The sequence below is a fragment of the Pseudomonas capsici genome, from assembly GCF_017165765.1.
Taxonomy (GTDB): domain Bacteria; phylum Pseudomonadota; class Gammaproteobacteria; order Pseudomonadales; family Pseudomonadaceae; genus Aquipseudomonas; species Aquipseudomonas capsici.
On record NZ_JAFGZD010000039.1, the window covers coordinates 1 to 7,178 of the forward strand.

The following is a 7,178-nucleotide window of genomic DNA, read 5'->3' on the forward strand; positions in this document are numbered from 1 at the left end:
TGTTGTGTGGATCCCGGATCATCCTACAGCCCCCGGTTTACTTGAGGGTCTGTGTCAAACTATGTTGTAGGTAACCATTCAGCTGTTTTCAAAGAATAAAGGTTGTCACAAAAGAATAAAGGTTGTCACAAGGCTATAGCCCGGCTGGCAGCACGGAATAAAGTTTGACATAACGAATAAACCCCCTATCTAAGGGGGTTTACCGTTTCTGGACCATGCCATTGGTCCAGATTAGCTACTTCGTTTTTTGGCGAGAGTAGTCTAGAAGGCCTCCCGATGAGCTCGGTTGGAGACCTGATTTTTCCTAGAACTATTTCGAGCGTCAGATGAGACGTTGCGAGTTGGACTGAGGAGATTGAGTTGCGCGGTCGTAGATTTGGGTCAAGGCAGGACATTGAGCGGCACATCGTGAATGGATTTGGCTCCGGCGCCGGAGTTGGCTACATCCCTTGGTTGCGAGTGCAGGATGTGCCATCAAGGGGCTCGTTCATGCTGCTACCTGCGCGACCTTTCTTCGAGACCCTTTGCGATGTTCGCATTGATGCCACCTAGCTCGCCACAGAGCCGATGGGCTTGCGTACCGGTAAGAGTATCCATTGCCCGCTTCGGGTACACCTGATATCAGTTGGCACCAAAAGCATGCGGTCGCGCCTCAAGAAGGTGCGTATTTGCGATCTGCCCCAGTCTTTAACTCAATGAGTACTACGGTTTTGAAGGTCTCCAGGCAATTGGCCCGGTGATTGCTTTATCGGATTCAAACTTGGATACAAGATGGAATCCGAAATGCAGAACACCAATTGCCCATCTTTTGGATGGACCGTCAGCGAATGGATCGCTGCCTATCAAAACAAGTCGTTTACTCCGGACGTCCTCCTAGCCCTGGTCAACGAATACCCAAAAGAGGACTGCGCCTGGATATCCTTGGCTAGCGCTGAGCAGATCAAGTCACAGCTTGCCGAACTGCAAAGCAGGCTAGCCACCGCCAACGGCGAAATCAGCAAACTTCCGTTGTACGGTGTTCCATTTGCAATCAAAGACAACATTGATGCTGCAGGCTGGGTGACTACGGCCGGATGCCCTGAATTCGGGTACGGTGCGACCAATGACGCATCAGTCGTAGCCAAGTTAAAAGCAGCTGGCGCGATATTGATGGGCAAAACCAACCTGGATCAATTCGCTACCGGACTGGTAGGAACACGGTCGCCATTCGGCGCGGTACCTAACAGTTTTAACCCGGATTATGTCAGCGGCGGGTCCAGCTCCGGTTCTGCTTCGGTGGTGGCGCGTGGCTTGGTGGCGTTTTCACTCGGTACCGACACAGCTGGCTCTGGTCGAGTCCCAGCGGGTTTCAACAACATTGTTGGTCTGAAGCCGACCAAAGGGCTCTTGGCCAATACAGGTCTGGTACCGGCATGCCGCACTGTTGACTGCATTTCCATTTTTGCCCTCACCGTTGAAGATGCGGAAGCAGTTCTGGACGTTGCGGGTGGATATGACCCGAGCGATGCCTATTCCCGACGCAACCCTAATACTGCTCCAGCAGCGATTAGTCAAACGCCCAAATTTGCAGTGCCTGCCACGCTAGAGTTTTTCGGTGATACGCAGAACCAGGCGGTCTATGAGCAGGCACTGAATGAGCTCAGCGAAATGGGAGTAGAGCTCGCTCGAATAGATTTCTCCCCCTTTCAAGAACTGGCCGAACAACTGTACTACGGCCCTTGGGTTGCCGAGCGCACGGTAGCCATGGAGAAAGTACTCAAGTCGAATCCCGATGTAGTCAATCCAGTGGTTCGCAGCATTGTCGAAAACGGTTTCCAATACAGCGCTTGCGAAGCTTACAAGGCCGAATACCTTCGCGCTGAATTGAGTCGGCGAATCAATGATGCTCTCGCGGGCTTCGATGCTTTGGTTGTTCCAACCTCTCCAACGATCCGAACGCAGGCAGAGATGGAAGTTGAGCCTGTGCTCTTCAACTCTCAGTTTGGTTTTTACACCAACTTCACAAACCTTGCAGATCTGTCTGCGTTGGCATTGCCTGCTGGTCTTCGTAGTGATGGATTACCCGCCGGTATCACGCTGATTGCTCCCGCTTGGCACGATCTGGCATTGCTGCACTTCGGCAAGCGTTGGCAGGCATGCGTAGACCTGCCTCTGGGGGCAACCGAGCGATTCTTGCCTGAGCCACAGCCGGCGAAGATTGCTCTTGGCACTGTTCGGGTGGCGGTTGTTGGCGCTCACCTCACTGGCATGCCTTTGAATTTCCAGCTCACCAGCCGTGGCGCAGTGCTGGTTGAGCAAACACTGACCGACAGCGACTACAAGCTCTTCGCACTCCCGGGCACTTTGCCGCCTAAACCAGGGCTGGCAAAGGCCGTCAACGGCAAGTCGATCATTGTTGAGTTATGGGATATGCCCATTGCTCGTTTCGGCGAGTTTGTCGCCGAAATTCCTGCTCCGCTTGGAATCGGCAATCTAACGCTGATAGATGGGCGCAGCGTAAAGGGCTTCATCTGTGAACCTTGGGCGCTCTCAGATGCATTGGACATTACGAGCTTTGGTGGGTGGCGCGCTTACATCGCCAGCTTGAAAAAAGCCTGATCGCCGCGCTTCCTCAGAGGGAAGCGCTGACCCAGTTTTCGCGAATATCAAGGGATATACCCATGTTCAGTACCGTACTCATCGCCAATCGCGGAGAAATCGCTGTTCGCGCCATCCGTACTTTGAAGCAACTTGGCGTCAAGAGTGTTGCCGTTTACTCAGAGCCAGATCGTAATGCTGCGCACGTTGTCATGGCGGATATCGCAATTGCTCTGAATGGCGAAAAAGCAGCGGATAGCTACCTGCGTATCGACAAGATTCTTGCTGCGGCCAAGGAAACGGGCGCGCAGGCGATTTACCCAGGTTACGGCTTCCTGTCGGAAAGCGCTGAGTTTGCAGATGCGTGCGAGAGTGCAGGTATTGTTTTCATTGGGCCGACTGCCGACCAAATTCGCGAGTTCGGGTTGAAGCATCGTGCCCGTGAACTGGCAGCCGCTGCCCATGTTCCGATGACACCCGGTACTGGCTTACTGGATAGTCTGGAGCAGGCACTGGAGGAAGCCGACCGCATCGGTTATCCGGTAATGCTGAAAAGTACTGCGGGAGGCGGCGGAATCGGTTTGACCCGTTGCGATGATGCCCAGGCTTTGCGCGAGGCATACGATGGCGTGAAGCGCATGGGAGAGCAGTTCTTCCGTGACTCAGGGGCATTTCTCGAACGCTTCGTTGATCAAGCCAGGCACATCGAAGTACAGATCTTTGGTGATGGTAAAGGTCGCGTAGTTGCCTTGGGTGAGCGTGATTGTTCTCTGCAGCGTCGCAATCAGAAGGTGGTCGAAGAAACGCCAGCACCGCACCTGCCGGCTGCTACCCGTGCTGCATTGCACAGCGCAGCCGTCAAACTTGGCGAGTCTGTGAATTATCGGAGCGCTGGCACCGTTGAGTTCATCTATGACGGTGCCTGCGACGAGTTCTACTTTCTTGAGGTCAACACTCGCCTGCAGGTAGAACACCCAGTGACGGAGATGGTAACCGGGCTAGATCTGATCGAGTGCATGCTCAAAGTCGGTGCTGACGATCCTTTGGACTGGGTCGCGATGGAGCGTGCACCTCAAGGTTCGGCCATCGAAGTACGTATTTATGCAGAAGATCCTCTACGGAACTTCCTACCCAGCCCAGGCATTCTGACCGAGGTATTTTTCCCTGAGGGCGTCAGGGTCGATGGCTGGGTTAGCACCGGGACTGAAGTGTCGGCATTTTATGACCCGATGATCGCCAAACTGATCGTGCATGCCGAGGACCGTGAGCAGGCTATCGCCAAGCTTCAAACCGCTCTGGCCGCTACCCGACTGCACGGCATTTCCAGCAATATCGACTACTTGCGCCAGGTGGTGGCCGAGCCACGCTTCCTGGCCGGTAATGTGTGGACACGCATGCTGGATTCCTGCGTTTTCAAGCCAAGCATCATCGAAGTGCTTGAACCGGGAACCTACAGCAGTATTCAGGATTACCCTGGGCGCCTGGGGTATTGGAACGTCGGTGTTCCGCCGTCGGGTCCAATGGACGATTACGCATTCCAGTTGGCGAATCGCATTGTTGGAAACCACGAGAGCGCGGCAGGTCTGGAGTTCACATTACAGGGGCCATCTCTGCGCTTCCATTGTGACGCCGTGATCGCGTTGACCGGCGCGGACTGCCCGGCCAGTCTAGATGGGGAAGAGATGCCTTACTGGGCCCCTATCCAAGTGAAAGCCGGACAGGTTCTGAAACTGGGCCGAGCCACCAGCGGCTGCCGTACATACCTGGCCATCCGTAATGGCTTGGATGTGCCTGAGTACCTGGGGAGTCGCTCTACCTTCGCGCTCGGCCAGTTTGGCGGTCATGCCGGCAGGACACTTCGCACCGCTGACATGCTCTCCATCTCACAGCCCGAATTGGCCGCTTGTACTACACCAGCCCCGCTGTCTGCCCCAAAAGCCGCCGACCCGACGCTCATTCCGACTTACGGTAATACGTGGAAAATCGGTGTGTTGTACGGTCCACACGGCGCTCCAGACTTCTTCACTGAAGAGTCTATCGAGGCGTTTTTCGAGGCCGAGTGGGTGGTGCACTACAACTCCAACCGTTTGGGCATTCGTCTGTCGGGCCCCAAGCCAAGCTGGGCAAGACTTGATGGTGGTGAGGCAGGCCTTCATCCGTCCAATGTTCACGACTGTGAATACGCTATCGGAGCGATCAACTTCACCGGCGATTTCCCGGTCATCCTGGCAAAGGATGGTCCTAGCCTTGGTGGATTCGTATGCCCTGTCACCATTGCCAAGGCTGAGCTGTGGAAGATAGGTCAGGTTAAACCCGGTGACAAGCTGACCTTCCACCCGATCAGTTTTGAACAAGCGCAGTTGCTTGAGCAGGCGCAGATGGACAACGTTCGGAGCTTGTCGGCAAATCCGGTTAGCGACCTGCCGGCTCCCAGCTTGCTGCCGGACAACACCAGTTCTGCAACGGTGTTGTCAGAACTCGATGCAACAGGTCACAGGCCACGAGTGGTTTATCGGCAGGCGGGCGACAACTACATCCTGATGGAGTACGGCGATAACGTGCTCGATATCGCCTCTCGTCTGCGTATTCACTTGTTGATGGAGGCGCTCAATGCGAAGCCGATACCTGGGCTGGAAGAATTGGCTCCGGGTGTGCGCTCACTTCAATTGCGTTACGACAGCCGTGTGTTGCACCAGCAAGCGCTTGTAGCACGTCTTGTGGAGTTGGAAGACGAGTTGGAAGACGTTTCCCGAATCAAGGTACCGACCCGCATTATCCACTTGCCTATCGCGTTTGAAGACAGTGCGACATTGGGCGCTGTTCAGCGCTATCAGGAAACCGTGTGTTCAAAAGCGCCTTGGCTGCCGAACAATGTCGACTTCCTGCAACGTATCAATGGCCTGGAAACCCGCGAGCAGGTTCGAGATATCGTCTGTCAGGCGAACTACCTGATTCTTGGCCTGGGTGATGTTTACCTGGACGCACCTTGCGCAGTCCCGCTTGACCCGCGCCATCGCCTTCTCAGCTCCAAGTACAACCCGGCCCGGACTTTCACTGCCGAGGGTACTGTCGGTATCGGTGGCATGTATATGTGCATATATGGCATGGACTCACCAGGTGGTTACCAGCTTGTTGGACGCACGCTTCCGATCTGGAACAAGTACTCAAAGAACGATCAGTTCAAGGATGGCCAGCCCTGGCTTCTGCACTTCTTCGACCAGGTGAAGTTCTATCTGGTTGAAGAGGAGGAACTGACGGAGTTCCGTGAGGCCTTCCGCGAAGGCCGAGCGCAAATCCGCATTGAAGAAACCGAGTTCGACTTCGGTCAGTACAAGGATTTTCTGGAGGAGAATGCACAGAGCATTTCTGAATTCCAGGCGCGGCAGAAACAATCCTTCGACGCCGAAATCGAGCGCTGGAAAGAAGAAGGTATTGACGAGCCTGTCGAGTATGAGCGCAAGGAACAGCCCGGTGACGAGCCTGCTGGACAGAAAGTTTGCGCTGATTTGAACGGAAGTATCTGGAAGGTACTGGTTGAGCCCGGCCAGACCGTCGAGGCGGGTGAGAAGCTGGTGGTCGTTGAAGCCATGAAAATGGAGATTGTCGTCACTGCAACGGTCGCCGGTACGGTGTCCTCGGTTCGTTGCCAGCCAGGAAAACCCGTTGTGCCTGGTGATGTTTTGCTTTACATCGACGACTCTCAACTTAGCGCCTAATCCAGCTGGATACAGACATGCAAATTTCGAATTCGAAAAAGTCAAAAGAACGCCCGGAAAACATGGCCGAGCGGATCTATTTGCAGCTCAAGGAAGACATTTTCGAGTTCCGGTTGTTACCCGGTGACCGTTTTAGTGAAAGTGAAATTGCAGAGCGCGTTCAGGCCAGTCGGACGCCGGTCCGTCAGGCGCTGTATCAGCTGGAGCGCGAGGGGTATGTCGAAGTCTATTTCCGCAGTGGATGGCAGGTGAAACCGTTCGACTTCAATTATTTTGAAGAGCTTTATGACGTTCGCATCATCCTTGAAACTGCGGCGGTTGCGCGGTTAAGCAGCGTAGATATTGAGTCGAACCCGGTGCTTGATGAGCTTAAAAAGATTTGGCTGGTAGAGGAGCAACATCGCCTACAAGACACGCAGGCTGTTTCGGTTCTCGACGAGCGCTTTCACTGCAATCTGGTCGAGGCCACCGGCAATGCTGAAATGGCGCGCATGCACTTCGAAATTACCGAGAAGATTCGAATCATTCGGCGTCTGGACTTCACTCAGGGCCCCAGGGTCACGGCAACGTATGAAGAGCATGGAAAGATCCTCAATGCCATTCTGCAACGTCGAACTGAACAAGCGCAGCAGTTGCTGAAAGCTCACATCGAGGTCAGCAAAAAAGAAGTGCGCAAGATCACTCTCCACATGCTGCACGTAGCACGTCAACGCGCCCAGATGAAGGCCGTGACGCAATAAACCTTTGATCCAACTGCCCTGCTGTTTAGACAGACACTGACACATAATTTAGAACCTGGAGCAGATTTCAATGAAGCGTCGCAGCCTGATCAAAGCTTTCACCCTGACCGCATCAATCGCCGCAATGGGTATGACCTGGACAGTT

At 54.3% G+C, this 7,178-nt stretch carries 3 protein-coding genes; all 3 read left to right on the top strand.

Features of this window, described 5'->3' with window-relative positions:
* Positions 1-783: 783 nt before the first annotated feature.
* Positions 784-2,598 carry an allophanate hydrolase gene (gene atzF, locus JSY17_RS25335; RefSeq protein WP_232849654.1) on the top strand — a complete coding sequence of 605 codons (1,815 nt, stop codon included), beginning with the start codon at positions 784-786 and terminating at the stop codon, positions 2,596-2,598.
* Positions 2,599-2,660: 62 nt separating this feature from the next.
* Positions 2,661-6,293, top strand: a complete 3,633-nt coding sequence (gene uca, locus JSY17_RS25340) for an urea carboxylase (RefSeq protein ID WP_206403363.1) — start codon at positions 2,661-2,663, stop codon at positions 6,291-6,293.
* A gap of 17 nt (positions 6,294-6,310) precedes the next feature.
* Positions 6,311-7,033, top strand: a complete 723-nt coding sequence (locus tag JSY17_RS25345) for a GntR family transcriptional regulator (RefSeq protein ID WP_206403364.1) — start codon at positions 6,311-6,313, stop codon at positions 7,031-7,033.
* The last annotated feature ends 145 nt before the right edge of the window (positions 7,034-7,178 follow it).

Coding starts and splice junctions, on each gene's coding strand:
- atzF (WP_232849654.1), top strand. CDS start 784: ATGCAGAACACCAATTGCCCATCTTTTGGATGGACCGTCAGCGAATGG.
- uca (WP_206403363.1), top strand. CDS start 2,661: ATGTTCAGTACCGTACTCATCGCCAATCGCGGAGAAATCGCTGTTCGC.
- JSY17_RS25345 (WP_206403364.1), top strand. CDS start 6,311: ATGCAAATTTCGAATTCGAAAAAGTCAAAAGAACGCCCGGAAAACATG.